Raw genomic sequence first — 15,830 nt, forward strand, 5'->3', positions numbered from 1 at the left:
AACGTCCTGCTCAGCGGAGGATCCCGGCGACGTTCGCCCGCTGGGCACCCAGGCGCACGTACAGGCCCGCCCACGCTCGGTCCACATCGGACGGTGCGGCGCCGTCGCAGTACCGCTTGCGCCCGTTGGCGGTGTAGTACCGGAGCAGCGGCAGGGTTTCGTCGGTACGGACCTGCGAAGGGTCGGTGTACCGGGCCCCCGGCGCCGTGGTCTGGTGTTTCATGCAGCCGACCGCTTGGCTGGCCTCGTTGTCGAACACCGGGCCGGGATCCGGCGGGGCGGCCGAGCACCCGGCCGCCAGTAAGCAGACAGCCGCCAGGACAGGTAATGCACGCATGGTCATCCGCTTCCCGTCGCGGCGCGGACGGCCAGCCCGAGGCCGACCACCAGCACCAGTGTCGCGGTGAGTACCGGCATCCAGCCGGAGAGCCGGGCCAGGCGGGCGCGCAACCGGTCCACGCGGCGCATCGTCTCCAGCCGGTCGCGCAGCCGCACCAGGATCAACCCCACCGCTGTCAGCGTGGCGGCCATGCCGAAGCCGTAGCCGAACACCAGCAGCACGCCGAACCAGGTCCGCCCGAGCGCGACCGCGCCGAGCAGGACCACGAGCGCCGACGGACTCGGCACCAAGCCACCCGCGACGCCCATCCCGATGAGGCCACCACGCCCGAACCCGCGACCGCCGCCATGCGGATGACCGTGCCCGTGCCCGTGCCCATGTCCGTGCCCATGACCGTGGCCGTGGCCGTGGGGTTGCGTTTCGACGACCTCGCCCCCAGGCGTGACGAGGACCCGTTCCGCGGACTCCGCGCGCGCCCGATTACGCAGCGCGGACCACAGCAGCCAGGCGCCGATCCCGGTCACGAGCAATCCGCTCGCCACCCCCAGCCAGCTCAGCACGCTCTCGCCGGCCAGCGCACTCGACCCGCTGATGACCAGCCCCAGCACCAGGACGCCGGCAGTGTGCGTCACCGTGACCGTCGCTCCGACGACGAGCGCGTCCCTCGTGGACCCGCGCTTCCCGGCCAGGTAGGCGGCGATCAGCGTCTTGCCGTGTCCCGGCAGCGCCGCATGCGAGGCGCCCAGCACCAGCGAGAGCAGGACGGCGAGCACACCCACGGTGAGCGTCAGGTCCTTGCTGCCGACCAGGTCGGTGAACGTCCTCGTGACCGCGCCGACCACGGCGTCCAGCGGGCCCAGGTGCGGCGCGACGTCGGCGGCGCCACCACCGCCGGCTCCCGGCTCGACCCGCAGCGTGGCCTCGCGGACGTCGAGCGGGTTGGCCAGCAGGTCGTCGGGATAGGCCCGCAGCTCGTTGCTGACGCTGGTGCTCGGCAGCCCGGACGCCGGCAGCCGAACCCCGTCGCCGACGGCCGTCATCTCGTGCCAGCCGATGCGGTCGGAGCGGAAGCCGTCACGGATCGTCAGGGTCGCGGCGCGGTCGAGCCGCGCGGGACCGGACATCGAGCAGGTGAGCCTGCTCGTGGCCAGCCCGGCCTGACCGGGCGGGAACCCCAGCGTGCCGGACCGCAGCGTCCACGGCACGGGCCGGCCGTCGACCGTCGCCGGGACGGCCGCCATGAGCGCGGCGCACTCGCTCGCGGCATAGGCGGCGGCCTCGCCGGCACTGACCACGCCATCGTGATTCGTGTCGACCAAAGGCTTTTCCTGGACGGTCGGGATCTCCGCGGCGTCCACAACGGACAGCAGATCGAGCGCGCCGGAGTGCAGGGTCAGCCCGTCGTAGTGGTTGACCGTGAAATTTCCGAGGGGGTGCGCGGACGCCGTCGCCGGGGTGGCCAGCATCAGCCCGAACGCGATCGGGACGAGCGCCAGCAGCCGTTTCACCGGCCCCCCTTGAGCCGGTCCAGCGCCGTGCGGGCGCCGGGCGCGGCCAGCGGCGAGAAGTGCGGGTTCGTCGCCAAGGCCTCGGAAAGTGCCGTCACGGCCTCGGCGTGACGGCCCAGCGCGGCGAGGACCGTTCCCCGGTGGTAGGCGAAGGTCGCGTTGCGCCAGCCCAGCGCGCCGGCACGGTCGAGGTAGGTGAGCGCTTCCGGGTCGCGGCCGTTGAGGTGCAGGGCCCAGCCCAGCGCGTCGGCGGCGAGGACGTTCTGGCGGCGGCCCCACTCCGCCTGCGCGTGGCTCAGCGCGCCGGCACGATCGCCGCGGTCGGCCGCGATCGACGAAGCGGTCAGGTCGTCGGTGACCCCGGCGGCCGCGAAGAGCCGCTGCTGCCCGTCCAGCACGGCGAATTGCTGGTTCGCCTCGGCCTGGCGACCGGCCGAGAGCAGCAACTCGGCGTACTCCTGCAGGTACTGCGGCAGCGGCACCCGCGTGACGACGTCGCGATAGCCCGCGAGCGCGTCGTCGACCCGGCCGGTCGCCGCCGCGACCTTGGCCCGGCCCTCGAGCAGGGCGACGTTCTGCGGATCCGCCGCGAGGCCTTGCTCGTACTCGGCGGAGGCCTCGTCGACCTGGCCGGAATTGAAGGCCAGTTCCCCGAGGTAGTACCGGCAGAACGCGATGTCACTCGAGCTGGTGGAGTCCGCGAGCGCGCGTTGCAGGGCCTGCCGGGCGTCGTCGACGCGGCCGTGGAGTTCGAAGTCGTAGGAGGCTCGGGTGAACGAGGAGACGCCGGGCTTGTGATCCAGCATCCGCTGGATCGCGTCGGTGGCGGCGTCGGCGTCGCCGAGCTGGGTGAACGCGTCGGCGAGCACGCCGTAGACCTCGGCGGTGTCGGGCAGCACGGCCGCGGCGCGTTCGCCCCAGGTCTTCGCGCCGGCGAAGTCGTGGCGCGCGTTCGCCAGCGCGCCCATGCCGATCAGGGCCGGGCCGTTGCCCTGGGGCTGCTGTGCCAGCGACTTCTCCAGCGCGCCCTGGGCTTTCGGGTAGTAGGCGGGGTCCGCGGTGATCCGCGCCTGCTCGACGTAGGCGGAACCGAGCTGGGCCCACGTCAGCGGATCCTGCGGCGTCCGGCGGAGCTTGTCCTGCGCGACGCTGATGCTGTGGGCGAGCGTGTCGGGTGGGTGAGCGGCCGGGACACTCGCGACGGGGGCGACCGCGGGCGCGGAAGCCCCCGCGGACACGCTGACGACGAGCGCCACCGCACCGGCGACCAGGACGACGACCGCCAGGACCCGGCGCGGGCGGATGGAGCGTTCAGGCATGGAGCAGCACCTCACGGCCGGGTGCCGGCAGCGGGTGTCCTCGGACGTGGGGGACACCCGCCACCGGCACCGGTGGACTCATTCAGCCGCGGCCCGGGGGCGGCGGCGCAGCAGCCACGCGCCGGAGCCCAGCAGCACGGCGGCGGTCAGGCCGCCGAGCGCCGGCTTGACCGGGAGCGTTCCGCCGGCGCTCGGGCCGGCCCCGGTCCCGGCCCCACCGGCCGCGGCCCCGCCACCGGTGGCACCGCCGCCGGCCGAGCCCGCGTTCACCGCGGAGTTGTGCGGCAGCGCGACGTACGGGAAGGCGCTCCCGAACGGCACGTCGTTGGCGTTCACCTTGTCTCCCGCGGCGAGCGCGGGAACGATGACGCCGGTCTGCGCGGCGCCTTCGAGCGCCTGTACTTCGATGTCCACCACGTCGTCGGTGAGCCTGCGCCCGTTCGGGAACCCTTGCAGGTCACCGGCCAGCACGCCGAGGCGGTTCGGGTTCGCCGCGACCGGGACCGCGGTGTTCAGGCGCAGCATCTCCGACGGGGTGAACCGTTTCGCGTTGACGTCGGCGTTGTTCAGCTGCGAGTTCAGGTCGGCCTTGATCGGGCCGCCCGCCTTCGTGGTGATGCCGGTCAGGAAGATCTCGGCCAGGTCGTTGCGCGGGGTCGCCGGGGCGGGCAGGCCGTAGATGCTCTGGATCAGCCGGGGTACCTCGGGCGAGGTGACGCGGTTGACCAGGTCCGGGATGGTGTGGTCCTGGTCGGGGGTGAGGGAGTTGAACCTGTCCTTCAGCCCGGCCGGCACGACGACCTCGTTGACCAGCGGATTGCCCAGCCTTGAGACCTGCACGTACGGGCCGAGCTGGTTCTGCCGGCCCGGGGTCTTGATCGTCAGCGACTGCCGCTCGGTGTCGCTCCACACGCCGATGACCGGATTGCGGGTCGCATCGCGGTTCAACGCCAGCGCGGACTTCGGCACCTGCAAGGCGATCGTGTTGACGTTGTAGCCGCGCAGCGTGTCCTGCCCGACCTCCGACAGGTTCCCGCCGTAGAGGAGGTCGAACACCCGCAGGTCGAGGAAGAACGGGTCGTCGGCCTGGCCGGCGAAGGTCTTGCCGCCGCCGGGGAGGTTCGTGATCGCCTGGTCTCGCAGCGCGCCGTAGTTCGGCATCGAGGCGGCGCCGGTGTTCGACGGCGCGGCGTTGGCCGAGCGCACCAGGTTCTCGGACCGGCCGTACCTGTCGATCACGTCGAGGCTGTAGGTCTGGCGGAACAGCAGGTTCTCGTCGGTGAGCGAGGTGACCGGGCCGTTGTCGTAGAGGAACGTCGACTTCCCTCGGCGGTCGTCGGTCTTGAACGTCCAGCGGTAGGTCAGGTCCGGTTTCCCGTCGCCGTCGCTGTCGATCTTGATGTCGTAGTGGGCGTCGGTCGCCCAGGGATAGAAGTTCGGGCCGCCGTTGGGCTCCTCGAACGGGTACCAGTTCGCGACCAGCGTGACCGTGTCCGGCTTGTCGGGGCTGACGAACGCGTACACGTCGGTGTTGTCCACCGGCGGGTCGGCCGCGATCAACGGCGCTTCGCGGTGGCTCGACGCGGCCGCGGGGCCGGTTGTTCCCAGGCCGGCGAGCGCGCTGGCGAGCAGGACGCTCCCCACGGCGAAGAGCGAGAGTCCGACGCGACGGGACCGCCGCGACGGGAGCAGTGCGGACATGCTGCAGACCTTTCGCCGACACCACCGTCACCGGCGGCGTTGAAGGCCCTTCCCGCTGATGCGCGGGAACAGCCACTGGGCCCGCAAGGCGGGCAAGCACGATTGCATTCGGAGCCGACCACGGCCCGGTTCACCCCCGAACCGGTGAATGCTTTGCCCGGTTTTTAACTGCGTATCTGCGTAGCTGAACATGCTTTAATGGGCTATTGCTCTTGGCCTGCTCATCTGTCTAGTGTCGCAGTCATTCTCCGCTCGCCTGGGCCTTACGGAATCGAGGCGGCCATGAGCACGATCCCGAACACCGTTGCCCGGCAACGGCTTTCCCGCCGGGAACGGACTTCCGTCGCCGGCATGGCCGCCGTCGTCCTGCTGCTGAACCTGCTCGGCTGGGGGCTGCTCGGGCTCGTCGTCGCGCCCCGGCACTACACGCTCGGCGCGACCGGCTTCTTCGGGACCGGCCTCGGAGTCACCGCGTTCACCCTCGGCATGCGGCACGCCTTCGACGCCGACCACATCGCGGCCATCGACAACACCACGCGCAAGCTGATCGCCGAAGGAAAACGTCCGCTGTCGGTCGGGTTCTGGTTCTCCCTCGGTCATTCCACCGTGGTTTTCCTGCTGTGCCTGCTGTTGTCGCTCGGCATCCGCGCGCTCGCCGGGCAGGTGACCGACGGCGGCTCGGCCCTGCACCGCACAACCGGCCTGATCGGCACTTCGGTCTCCGGCGTCTTCCTGTACCTGATCGCGATCCTGAACCTCGTCGTCCTGAAAGGAATCCTGAAGGCACTCAACGGAATGCGCGAGGGCAAGCTCGACGAGACGGCACTGGAACAGCAATTGGACAAGCGCGGCCTGCTCAACCGGGTCCTGGGCGGAGCGACCAAGGCGATCCGCGAGCCGTGGCACATCTACCCGGTCGGTGTCCTGTTCGGACTCGGCTTCGACACCGCGACCGAGGTCGGCCTGCTCGTCCTCGCCGCCGGTGCCGCGGCGTTCGCCCTGCCCTGGTACGCCATCCTGGTGCTGCCGATCCTCTTCGCCGCCGGCATGACCCTGTTCGACGCCGCCGACGGGTTCTTCATGAACTTCGCGTACGCCTGGGCGTTCGCGAAACCGGCCAGGAAGATCTTCTACAACCTCACCATCACCGCGCTGTCCGTCGCCATCGCGCTGATCGTCGGCACCATCGAACTGGTCGCCCTGCTCGTCGACGAAGCCGGCATCACCAGCGGGCCGCTGGCAGCGATCGCCGGCCTCAGCCTGGACCACGTCGGCTTCGTCATCGCCGGGCTCTTCGTCGCCACCTGGCTCGGCGCGCTGGCCGTATGGCACTTCGGCCACATCGAGGCGAAGTGGACCACGCCCAAGCCGGCGAGACCGGGTGACCAAGCCGAATCCGCGTCAGGTCTTCCGCGAACTCCCCGCCAAAGGTGCGGTAATGGCGAGGACGAACCGGACGTCGGCCTTGCGCAGCAACACCCAGCCGTCTGAAGCGCTCTCGATGTCGAACCCCGCCGCCAGGTGGTCATCGAGCGCCCGAGACAGGACGGTACCCGGATCGACGTGCACCACAGGGCAGCACAGGCGGGCTTCCAGGTCGTCGGGGGATTCGGCCACCTCGTCGAACGGTCCGCGAACGCCCGCCCGGTCAGGCATTGGTGAGCAGGTGCGCGAACACGACGGTGTTGTCGCGGTATTGCCGGGTGCTGTGGTCGAAACTGCCGCCGCAGGTGATCAGCCGCAGGGATGGCTGTGGGGTGTAGCCGTAGACGGTCTGCTGCGGGAAGGCGGATTTCGGGTAGGACTGCACCGTGTCGATCTCGAAGGTGGCGGCCGTGTGGTCGGCGCGGGAGACCCGGACTCGCTGGCCGGGTTTCAGGCCGCCGAGGTCGAAGAACACCGAAGGCCCGTTACGGGCGGAGTCGATGTGGCCGAGGATCACCGACGGCCCCGGCTCACCGGGGGCGGGCGAGCCGCGGAACCAGGCCGGCTGGTCGTACAACGGCCCCTCCTGGGGCACTCCGACGGTGCCGTCCGGGTTGAGGCCGACCTGGTTGACCACCGAGGACACCCCGATCGCCGGGATGTCGATGGAGACCGGCGGGGACGCGGACAGGCCGGCCGGGGCCACCGGGGCCACCGGGGGCGCGGCTGTGGGGGCCGCCGGGTTCGGGGCGGCCATGGCCGGTGACGGTTCGGGGGCGCTGTGCTGGTCGCCGAGCGCGTACCCGATGGCGGACACCCCCGCCAGGCCGAGGACCGCGGCGGCCACGACCACCGCCAGTCTCCGGCCGCGGGGGCTTTTGCTGATCGTCTCTGACATGGGAACACTCGTTCCGGGCGTAGGGCGGCCCCGCGAGCCAGCCGTTGACCTGACTCGCGGGACCAGGAGTCCTCAGGCGCGACTCAGCGGGTTTCGGTGTCACTTCGGGTGTCACTGCCGGCGTTGACAGCGGAACGCCGCCGGATCGCCACGAACCCCACCGCACCCGCGATCAGCACCGCCGCCGCGCCACCGGCGAGCAGTCCGGTGTGCTGCATCCCGGCCGTGCTGCCGCCGCCGGTGGCCACGCTGCCGGCGGGCATCTGCTTCATGTGGCCCGGCAGGTCGACCACGATCGTCGCGATCCCGATGGTGATGCCGCCCTTCAACGCGTCGGTCTTGAACGCGCCGTTCAACGCCTTCGCGGCGCCGTCGGACAGCTTGACCGTGGTGCCGGTCAAGGTCGCGGTGCCGGCCGCCGCGTCGGTGGTGATCGGCTTGAGCGTCGAGCCGTCCAGGTCGAACAGCACCGTGCTCGGCGCGACGACCTGCCCGCCCGCCTGCACCCGGCCGCTCAGCGTGGCCGGCTTGCCCGGGTCGACGACGAAGTTGTCCAGCTGCACCACCGTGTCACCCTTGGTGAGCTTCAACCCGCTGCCCTGGTGCTCGATGCTGCCCTGGACGTACGGGTCCACTTCGCCTGGCTTGTAGACGGTCACATTGCCGCCGGTGATCGGGAACGACGCCACCCCGCCCTTGACGCTCGCGGTGCCCGAAGGCGACGGCGCGACCCCCAGCGATTGCAACGCGCTCACGAACCCGGCGTCCAGCGCCACCGAGGTGGACTCCCCGGTCAGGCTCGGAATCGTCGCCACCGGCGTCGCCGCGGAGGCCGTCGCCATGCCACTGCCGAGCCCGGTCAGGGTCAGGATCGCGGCGCCGGCGATCAGCGCGGCCCCTCGTCGTGTCAGCTTCATTCTCAGCTCCTTGACTCACGTGACCCGGCGTGGTCCTGGCCGAGATGTCAACGGGTATTCGTCACCAAAACCGATTCGGCTCGGTGTTCAGCGCCGCGTTCGTCGTACACGTGGCTGTCAAGTTCCGAAAATGCCGCGGAACCCGGGGCGGAACGTCAGCCCAAGGTCTTGTCCGACCTCACCCGACACCAGCCGGCGCACCATGGTGCCGTTCATGACTGTCTACAATGGTCGGTGATGGGTCCAAGCTGCCGCGTTGCCGTCTGCGGTACCGGTGCGAGCTCGGAAAACGGGAGCGGCGGAACGCTGAGTGGGCTCGCCGCACCGCAAAATGGACACCCTACGTAGTTTTCACAGTCACTTACAGTGTCGCCTGAATGTGACGAGAACTGGCGGAGCGAGAAACGACGCGTCCTGCATAATGGCGCCTAAGCGAGCGCTTAGCCGTCAGCCGCGAGAGGACAGGAGACCAGTGTTGTGAACTCGTTCAAGGATCGCGTGGCGATTGTCACCGGGGCCAGCCGGGGGATCGGGCTCGGCATCGCGAAGGAGCTGGTCGAGCGGGGTGCGAAGGTGTGCATCACCGCGCGCAAGCCGGAGCCGCTGGCCGAGGCCGTCGCGGAGCTGGGGGGCGGCGACTTCGCCATCGCCGTGCCCGGCAAGGCCGACGACGTCGAGCACCAGGGCGAGGCGGTGGCGAAAACCGTCGAGCGGTTCGGCCGGGTCGACATGCTGGTCAACAACACCGGGATCAACCCCGTCCTCGGCGCCACCCTGGACATCGACCCGGCGGCCGCGGCCAAGATCCTCGGCGTCAACGTGCTCGCGCCGCTGTCCTGGATCAAGCACGCCCGCGACGCCTGGATGGGCGAGCACGGCGGCTCGGTGGTCAACATCGCCTCGATCGCCGGCATCCGGGCCTCGCCCGGCATCGGGATGTACGGCGTCAGCAAGGCCGCGCTGATCCGGCTCACCCAGGAGCTCGGCGCCGAGCTGGGGCCGAAGATCCGCGTGAACGCCGTGGCGCCCGCAGTGGTCAAGACCAAATTCGCGACGGCCCTGTACGAGGGCCGCGAGGAGGAGGTCGCCTCGGCGTACCCGATGAAACGGCTCGGCGTGCCCGCCGACATCGCCGGCGCGGTGGCGTTCCTGCTGTCCGCCGACGCGGGCTGGATCACCGGCCAGACCATCGTGCTCGACGGTGGCGTGACCCTGGTCGGCGGCCTGTGAGCGCCGGGGTCGTCGTCACCGGTGGCGGCGGCGGGATCGGTGCGGCGCTGGCCCGGCGGTTCGCCGCCGACGGCGCCCGGGTCGTGGTCGCGGACCTCAACGGGGACGCCGCCGCCGAAGTGGCGGCCGAGGTCGGCGGGACCGCGTTCGCCGGTGACGTGGCGAGCGAGGACGGCGTCGCGAAGCTCATCGCCGCCGCGCGCGAGACGCTGGGCGGGATCGACGTCTTCTGCGCGAACGCGGGCATCGCGCCGTTCGGCGGCGAGCAGTCGACCGAGGCGGACTGGGCGCGCACCTGGGAAGTCAACGTGATGTCGCACGTCCGCGCGGCCCGGCTGCTGCTGCCGGCCTGGCTTGAGCGCGGCAAGGGGCACTTCATCGCGACGGTGTCCGCCGCGGGCCTGCTGACCAGCCTCGGCTCCGCGCCGTACTCGGTGACCAAGCACGGCGCGCTGGCCTTCGCCGAATGGCTTTCCGCGACCTACCGCCATCGTGGCCTGACCGTGCAGGCGATCTGCCCGCAGGGGGTGCGCACGGCGATGCTGGAGAGCACCGGCGAGCGCGGCAAGCTGCTGATGGAGGCGTCGGCGATCGAGCCGGCGCAGGTGGCCGACGCGTTGTTCACCGCGATCGGCGAGGAGCGTTTCCTGGTGCTGCCGCACGAGGAGGTCGCCCAGTACTACGCGGCGCGCGCCACCCAGACCGACCGCTGGCTGGGTGGTATGAACAAGTTGCAGCGCAAGATGGAAGAGCTGCCCGAACACGGCTGATCACGGCGGCCGGCGGGCGTCTCACGGCGCCCGCCGGCCGATTCCCGGCCGCTGCCGGAATTCATTCCTTCGCCTTCGGCCGGGCAGCGCAGACGCGTTGATCCACTGCTGTCCGGAACACGACAGGAAACCGGGCTGATCTTGACACCGCCCGCGCGCCCCGAGGACCGTTTCGATCGCACTTCGGCGAAACAACTCGGCTCCGGAGCGAAGGACGAGCAGACATGGGCAAGCGTCGACTATTACTGAGATTGTCCGGCGCGGGCCTGCTGGCCGCCGCGCTCGCGATTCCCGTTTCCGCCCCGGCCGGGGCCGCGACCCTGGTCTCCGATCCGGCTTCGCTGGTGAACCCGTTCATCGGCACTTCCAACCAGGCGGACGACTTCCCGGGCGCGGACGTGCCGTTCGGCATGGTCCAGTGGAGCCCGGACACCCCCAGCCGCCCCAGCGGCGGCGGCTACGAATACAACGATAATTCCATCACCGGATTCAGTTTGACGCATTTGTCCGGTCCGGGGTGTGGCGCGGACGGCGATGTCCCCATTCTGCCCACCGTCGGCGGCGTGGACGCCGGGGCCAAGGATTCGTTTTCGCACGCCAATGAGTCCGGGACCGCCGGGTATTACTCCGTCGGACTCGACAATGGCGTGAAAACCGAGCTGACTGCCGCGCTGCGGTCCGGCATGGCCAAGTTCACCTTCCCGTCGAGCACCCAGTCCAATCTGGTCTTCAAGCTCAACGGCAGCCAGAACGGCACCTCGGACCAGACCTGGAACGTCGTCAGCCCGACGGAGGTGTCCGGCTCGGTGACCTCCGGGCACTTCTGCGGCGCCGGCTTCACCTACACGCTCTACTTCGACCTGGTCTTCGACCGGCCGTTCGCGACCAGCGGCACCGCCGCGGCGCCCGCCGTCACGCCGAAGGCCGAGCCGGGCAAGCTGCACGGCCAGGCCGCGGCGGCGAAGCCCGCGGCTCCGGCGGCCGGGCCCGCCAGCTCCTACGTGCGGTTCGACACCACCTCCAACCCCACCGTGCAGGCGCAGGTCGGCGTGTCCTACGTGTCGGTGGCCAACGCGGTGGCGAACCGGGCGGCCGACCTCCCGTCGTTCGACTTCGCCGGCACCAAGCAGGCCGCGCACGAGTCGTGGAACTCGATGCTCGGGCGCATCCAGGTGGGCGGCGGCACGGCGGCGCAGCAGCGGATCTTCTACACCGCGCTGTACCACTCCCTGTTGCACCCCAACGTGTTCTCCGACTCCAACGGCCAGTACATCGGCTTCGACACCAAGGTGCACACCGTCGCGAGTGGACACAAGGCGCAGTACGCCAACTTCTCCGGCTGGGACATCTACCGGACCCAGGCGCAGCTTTCGGCGCTGGTCGCGCCGGCCGAGACCGGCGACATCGCGCAGTCCATGATCACCGACTACGACCAGGGCGGCACGCTGCCCAAGTGGGCGCAGAACAACGGCGAGACCGACGTGATGGTCGGGGACCCGGCCGCGCCGATCCTCGCGAACTACTACGCGTTCGGCGCCCGCGGGTTCGACACCGCCGCGGCACTGGCCGCGATGGAGCACCAGGCGAGCGAGCCGAACAACGACCGGCCCTGGCTCACCGACCTGAATTCGCCCGGCTACATCCCGGGCAACGTCGACAGCAACTACGAATGCTGCAATGCCTACGGCCCGGTCTCCACCCAGCTGGAGTACGACTCCGCGGACTTCGCGGTCTCGGCGTTCGCCGGGGCGCTGGGGGACACGGCGAACCAGGCGTTCTACGCCGGCCGCGCGCAGAACTGGAAGAACACCTTCAACCCGGCCAGCGGTTTCATGCAGCCGAAGGACTCCAGCGGCGCGTGGAGCGGCGGATTCGACCCGAAGAGCCAGTCGGGCTTCGTCGAGGGCACCTCGTGGCAGTACACCGGCATGGTGCCGTTCGACGTGGCCGGTCTCGCGAAAGCACGCGGCGGCAACGCTTCGCTGATCAGCTACCTCGACAGCGTGCTCTCGGACTTCCACTACGGCGACGGCAGCAAGTCCGACCTCGGCAACGAGCCGAGCCTGGAGCTGCCGTGGGAGTACGACTACGTCGGGCAGCCGTACAAAACGCAGAAGGTCGTGCGCCAGGCCCAGGACCAGATCTGGACCGACGCCCCCGGTGGCCTGGCCGGCAATGACGACCTCGGCGCGATGAGCGCGTGGTACGTCTTCTCCGCGCTCGGGTTCTACCCGATGACACCGGGCACGGCGGACCTCGCGCTCGGCAGCCCGCTGTTCACGCAGTCCGTGACCACGCTGCCCAGCGGGAAAACGCTGACGGTCAACGCGCCGACCGCCGCCGACAACGCGCCGTACGTGCAAAGCGCCACCTGGAACGGCGGGGCGTGGAACAACGCGTACGTCCCGACCTCGGCGATCACGGCGGGCGGCACGCTCGCGTTCACCTTGGGCACCACGGCCAACACGGGGTGGGCGGCTTCCGGCCCGCCGCCCTCGTACGAGAGCGGGAGCCTGCCGCACCTGGGTACGCTGAAGTCCGGGATCGCCGGCAAGTGCGCCGACGTTTCCAACAGCGGCACGGCGAGTCCCACCAAGGTGCAGGTCTACACCTGCAATCCCACCGGCGCCCAGCAGTGGTACGCCGCGCCGGACGGTTCCCTGCAGGCCGAGGGCGGCTGCCTCGACGTGTCCAACAGCGGCACCGCCGAGGACACCCCGGTCCAGCGGTGGCACTGCAACGGCAGCGTCGCGCAGGTGTGGCAGCCCGGGGCCAACGGCTCGCTGGTGAACCCGAATTCCGGGCGCTGCCTCGACGATCCGCAGTCCAGCACGGTCGACGGCACCCAGCTGCAGATCCACACCTGCAACGGCACCGCGGCGCAGAGCTGGGCGCACGGCTGACCCCCGCCGCCGAAACGGTCCCCGTCACCCCGGGCTTTCCGGGGTGACGGGGACTTTCACGCTCCGGGGCAGGGCGGGAACCGCGGCGGCCGCCGTTCGTTCCAGCTGGCCACGCCCTCGACGACTTCCGGGTGGGCAAAGGATTCCAGCATCAGGCTGGTCGACGTCACGGCGGAGCGTTCCAGCGGCATCGCCGGTTCGCGGGCGACCTGGTCCTTGATCGTCGCCATCGAGCGCGGGGCGCTGTACGCGGCGAGTTCGGTGGCGTAGGCGTGCGCGCGCGACGCCAGCTCGCCCGCGGGCACGACCTCCTGCACCAGCCCGTACTCCAGCGCCTGTTCGGCGGTGAACGTGCGGGCCGACAGCAGCAGGTCCAGCGCGCGACCGCGGCCGACGAGTTCCGGCAGCAGCTTCGCGACGCCGTACTCGGCGATCAGCCCGCGGCGCGCGAACGCCGTGGTGAACTTCGCGCCCGCGGCGGCGAAGCGCACGTCGGCGGCGCACGCGATGACGAAACCGAGGCCCGCGCAGCCGCCGTTGATCGCGGCGACGACCGGGACCCGCACGAACGCGGCGGCGAGCACGTCGCGGTAGCCCTCCCGGTCGTCCTCGGTCACCGGCGGGGCATCGGGCGTGTTGTCCAGCAGGCCGAGGTCCGCGCCGGGGCAGAAGGCGCGCCCGGCCCCGGTCACCACCACCGCGCGGACGGCCGGGTCGGCGTCGGCCTCGCGCAGCCGGGCGCCGTAGCGCACCTGCATGGCCCGGTCCATCGCGTTGCTGCGCTCCGGCCGGTCGAAGGTGATCGTGGCGACCGGCCCGTCCGTGCCGTGCCGGACACCATCCACAGTGGACTCTTCAGCGGGCAACACTGCCTCCTCGACGCGGCGCTCCCGGCGGTTCGCGGGCCCGGCCGAGCGTACGCGCGGCGGCCTTCCGGGCCGAGTGACAACGGGCAGACTTTCCCGGCATAAGTCCATAAAAGGGGTGAATCGGGCGAGCTGGCTCAGCGGGTTCCGTCCGGTACCGGCAAGATCACGCTGCGAAGTCATCGGATTCGAAGGTGTAACCGGGGCGGACCGTGGGTAGTCATCTTCGAATCGATCAGCGGTACCGAAAGGCAGACTTGATGTCCGACGCGGGAGACACAGCCGGAAAACTGACGGTGGAGGACGTCCACGTCACCGATCCCTCGGTGATCAGACGAGCCGTCGGCGCGGCCGCGGTCGGCAACATCACCGAGTGGTACGACTTCGGCGTCTACGGGTACCTGGCCACGACCATCCAGAAGGTCTTCTTCACCGACCTGCCGCCCGCGACCGGGCAGATCGCGACGTTCGGGGTGTTCGCGGTCTCGTTCCTGATCCGGCCGTTCGGCGGGCTGATCTTCGGGCCGCTGGGGGACCGGATCGGCCGCAAGCGCGTGCTGTCGCTCACGGTCATCCTGATGGCGCTGGGCACGCTGCTGCTCGGCGTCATCCCGAGCTACGGCGCGATCGGCATCGCCGCGCCCATGCTGGTGCTGCTGGCCCGGCTGCTGCAGGGCATCTCGACCGGCGGCGAGTACGGCAACGCGATGACGTTCATCGCGGAGTACGCGCCGGACCGCCGCCGCGGGTTCTTCGGCAGCTGGCTGGAGTTCGGCACGCTCACCGGCTACGCCTTCGGCGCGACGATCGCGACCGTGCTGAGCGCGGTGCTCACCGAGCAGCAGCTGCTCACCTGGGGCTGGCGGATCCCGTTCCTGATCGCGCTGCCGCTCGGCGCGGTCGGGCTGTACCTGCGGCAGCGGCTGGAGGAGTCGCCCGCGTTCGCCCAGCTGCAGAACTCGGAAGAGCGCAAACCGGTGCAGTCGCTGGGCAGCGAGCTGCGCGCGGTGTTCACCAAGTACTGGCCCGCGATGCTGCTGTGCGGCGGCCTGGTGCTCACCTGGAACGTCACGAACTACATGCTGACCAGCTACATGCCGACCTACCTCACCGACGCCCTGCCCGCGCACGGCGCCGGCGTCGGCACCACGTCTTCGGAGATCCTGCAGATCGTCGTGCTGGTGGTGCTGATGGTGGTGATCACGTTCGTGGGACGGCTGTCGGACAAGGTGGGCCGTCGCCCGGTCGTGATGGCCGGTTGCGCCGGGCTGGTGGTGCTTTCGCTCCCGTCCGTGCTGCTGGTGCGGGCCGGCGGCGACGTCGCCACGTTCTTCGGCCTGCTGCTGATGGGCCTGGTGCTGGTGCTGTTCTCCGCGGTGCTGCCGTCCACGCTGCCCGCGCTGTTCCCGACGCACATCCGGGCGGGCGGGCTGTCCATCGCGTTCAACATCTCGGTTTCGCTGTTCGGCGGCACGACCGCGACGGTGATGAGCGCGCTCGTCTCCGGCACCGGCGACCTGAACTGGCCCGCCTACTACCTGATCATCGCCGGGGTGATCGGCGCGGTCTGCACGTTCTTCATGCGGGAGACCGCGCGCCGGTCGCTGGCCGGCTCCGGCCCGACGGTGGAGACCGACGAAGAGGCGCGCGAGCTGGTCGCGGCGTCCGCGAACGGCACCTGGCCGGAGAAGGACTGATGGGCCACGACGGCGGCGCCGGCGGCGGGCATCCCGGGGGCGGGCATCATGCTAGCGGACACTACGGCGGCGGGCATCACGGGCATCACGGCGGCGGGCACCATCACCACTACACGCCCGCGGACGGCGGCTACATCCCCACCGGCCGCCGTCGTGGCGGCCCGCCCGGCTCGGGCCGGGTGGTCGTGGCGATGCTGGCCGGGCTGGCCGTCATCGTGGTGCTGATGGTGCTGAGCCACCACTGACTTCCGTGCTT

Annotated in this window: 13 protein-coding genes; 6 read left to right on the forward strand and 7 right to left on the reverse strand. The window is 70.5% G+C overall.

Annotated features, from left to right (window positions below):
• Window positions 1-10 precede the first annotated feature (10 nt).
• The 4 genes from BMY97_RS08135 to BMY97_RS08150 all read right to left on the reverse strand — a co-directional run bounded on the left by BMY97_RS08135 (window position 11) and on the right by BMY97_RS08150 (window position 4,868).
• A complete protein-coding gene (locus BMY97_RS08135; protein ID WP_091614927.1) occupies window positions 11-337 on the reverse strand; it encodes a hypothetical protein in 327 nt (108 codons plus the stop codon).
• A 2-nt stretch (window positions 338-339) separates the two neighbouring features.
• A complete protein-coding gene (locus tag BMY97_RS08140; protein ID WP_245787214.1) occupies window positions 340-1,848 on the reverse strand; it encodes a nickel/cobalt transporter in 1,509 nt (502 codons plus the stop codon).
• On the reverse strand, window positions 1,845-3,167 hold the full coding sequence (locus BMY97_RS08145) for a tetratricopeptide repeat protein (protein WP_091614930.1): 1,323 nt from the start codon (window positions 3,165-3,167) through the stop codon (window positions 1,845-1,847). Before BMY97_RS08145 ends, BMY97_RS08140 begins: the two co-directional genes overlap by 4 nt.
• A 78-nt stretch (window positions 3,168-3,245) precedes the next feature.
• A complete protein-coding gene (locus BMY97_RS08150) occupies window positions 3,246-4,868 on the reverse strand; it encodes a DUF4331 domain-containing protein (RefSeq protein WP_091614933.1) in 1,623 nt (540 codons plus the stop codon).
• 282 nt (window positions 4,869-5,150) lie between these two features.
• Here BMY97_RS08150 and nicT point away from each other — a divergent pair, with 282 nt between their 5' ends.
• Window positions 5,151-6,359, forward strand: coding sequence for a Nickel transporter NicT (gene nicT, locus BMY97_RS08155; protein WP_091614936.1), 1,209 nt, complete (start codon window positions 5,151-5,153; stop codon window positions 6,357-6,359).
• 157 nt (window positions 6,360-6,516) lie between these two features.
• Here the strand turns inward: nicT and BMY97_RS08160 are convergent, their stop codons facing one another.
• Window positions 6,517-7,191, reverse strand: a complete 675-nt coding sequence (locus BMY97_RS08160) for a class F sortase (RefSeq protein WP_091614938.1) — start codon at window positions 7,189-7,191, stop codon at window positions 6,517-6,519.
• An 83-nt stretch (window positions 7,192-7,274) separates the two neighbouring features.
• Complete coding sequence (locus tag BMY97_RS08165; RefSeq protein WP_091614941.1) at window positions 7,275-8,108, reverse strand: hypothetical protein; 834 nt, start codon at window positions 8,106-8,108, stop codon at window positions 7,275-7,277.
• Between the two features lie 477 nt (window positions 8,109-8,585).
• On the opposite strand from BMY97_RS08165, the gene BMY97_RS08170 reads away from it, so the two are divergent.
• The 3 genes from BMY97_RS08170 to BMY97_RS08180 all read left to right on the forward strand — a co-directional run bounded on the left by BMY97_RS08170 (window position 8,586) and on the right by BMY97_RS08180 (window position 13,011).
• A complete protein-coding gene (locus tag BMY97_RS08170; protein ID WP_091614944.1) occupies window positions 8,586-9,338 on the forward strand; it encodes an SDR family oxidoreductase in 753 nt (250 codons plus the stop codon).
• Window positions 9,335-10,108 (forward strand): SDR family oxidoreductase, encoded by a 774-nt coding sequence (locus BMY97_RS08175; protein ID WP_091614948.1) that lies wholly within the window; start codon window positions 9,335-9,337, stop codon window positions 10,106-10,108. The genes BMY97_RS08170 and BMY97_RS08175 overlap by 4 nt, the downstream gene beginning before the upstream one ends.
• 224 nt (window positions 10,109-10,332) lie before the next feature.
• A complete protein-coding gene (locus BMY97_RS08180; RefSeq protein ID WP_091614950.1) occupies window positions 10,333-13,011 on the forward strand; it encodes a lectin in 2,679 nt (892 codons plus the stop codon).
• Between the two features lie 56 nt (window positions 13,012-13,067).
• Here the strand turns inward: BMY97_RS08180 and BMY97_RS08185 are convergent, their stop codons facing one another.
• A complete protein-coding gene (locus BMY97_RS08185) occupies window positions 13,068-13,877 on the reverse strand; it encodes an enoyl-CoA hydratase-related protein (RefSeq protein ID WP_245787215.1) in 810 nt (269 codons plus the stop codon).
• Between the two features lie 260 nt (window positions 13,878-14,137).
• Between BMY97_RS08185 and BMY97_RS08190 the strand changes: the two genes are divergently transcribed.
• On the forward strand, window positions 14,138-15,574 hold the full coding sequence (locus BMY97_RS08190) for an MFS transporter (RefSeq protein ID WP_091614956.1): 1,437 nt from the start codon (window positions 14,138-14,140) through the stop codon (window positions 15,572-15,574).
• Window positions 15,574-15,819, forward strand: a complete 246-nt coding sequence (locus BMY97_RS46925) for a hypothetical protein (RefSeq protein ID WP_091614959.1) — start codon at window positions 15,574-15,576, stop codon at window positions 15,817-15,819. The genes BMY97_RS08190 and BMY97_RS46925 overlap by 1 nt, the downstream gene beginning before the upstream one ends.
• Window positions 15,820-15,830 lie beyond the last annotated feature (11 nt).

The sequence above is a fragment of the Amycolatopsis saalfeldensis genome (assembly GCF_900110575.1).
GTDB lineage: Bacteria > Actinomycetota > Actinomycetes > Mycobacteriales > Pseudonocardiaceae > Amycolatopsis > Amycolatopsis saalfeldensis.